Genomic DNA, 846 nt, shown 5'->3' with positions numbered 1-846 from the left:
CCTGCCGCTCGCCTCGGTGAGTTCCGCCGCGAAGTCCGGGTAGCGCCTCGCCGACGCCAGGTTGAGGGAGAGCAGCGTCTCCTCGCCGTAGTGCAGCTCCGTGACCGCCGCGAGCATGCCGGCCGCGACCTGCGCGGCGCCGCCTCCCGGCGCGGGATCCACCACCGTGACGCGCATGCCGCGCTGTGCCGCCCGCCACGCCGTGACGAGGCCGATGACCCCGCCGCCGACTGTCACCACACGCATCGGACCACCCCTTCTCCCTTCGCCGGCATGACCCGGATCAGGTTCATAACGGTCGGAGGCCGCCAGCCTCCCTCTCAGCCCGGTACGGCCGGGCTCCCGCGAGTGCATTCGCGCCTTCACCCTACTGCCCGGCACCGCGCCGCCCGAAGGGAGTGCCGCGCCCGCACCCACCGGGACCGGCCGCCGGTGCGACCACCGGTCCACCGCCCGCTCCCGTGCAGCAATTAGAGTGACCGGGTGACCTCACGCAGCGAGCAGAGCCACCAGCGGGTCGTGATCGTCGGCGCGGGCATGGCCGGGGTGCAGACGGCCGTCCAGCTCCGCGAACAGGGCTGGGGCGGCTCCGTCACCCTGATCGGCGCCGAGCCGCACCGGCCCTACGACCGGCCGCCGCTGTCCAAGGCCGTGCTCAACGGCAAGGCACCGGACTCCGCGTTCGACCTCGACTACGCCGCCCTCGGCATCGACCTGCGGCTCGGCACGCGGGCCACCGTGCTGGACGCGGCCGGCCGGCTGCTCCGCACCACCGACGGGCCGCTGCCCTACGACCGGCTGGTGCTCGCGACCGGCGCCGACGCGACGGAGCTGCCCGGAGCTGCC

2 protein-coding genes and 1 riboswitch are annotated in these 846 nt (G+C 74.7%); of the genes, one reads left to right on the top strand and one right to left on the bottom strand.

Annotated elements, in window-relative coordinates; translation table 11 throughout:
* On the bottom strand, positions 1-246 hold a 246-nt coding region (locus tag ACYVE9_RS27510; protein ID WP_461030602.1), incomplete at its 3' end, for an FAD-dependent oxidoreductase.
* A riboswitch (TPP riboswitch) is annotated at positions 244-356 on the bottom strand. It overlaps the preceding gene by 3 nt.
* Positions 357-483: 127 nt before the next feature.
* On the opposite strand from ACYVE9_RS27510, the gene ACYVE9_RS27505 reads away from it, so the two are divergent.
* Positions 484-846, top strand: a 363-nt coding sequence (locus ACYVE9_RS27505; protein WP_461030601.1) for an FAD-dependent oxidoreductase, incomplete at its 3' end; no start/stop codon positions are given.

The sequence above is a fragment of the Streptomyces sparsus genome (assembly GCF_054776295.1).
Note: the sequence above shows the minus strand (reverse complement) of the source record. Positions and strands in the feature narration are given on the sequence as shown.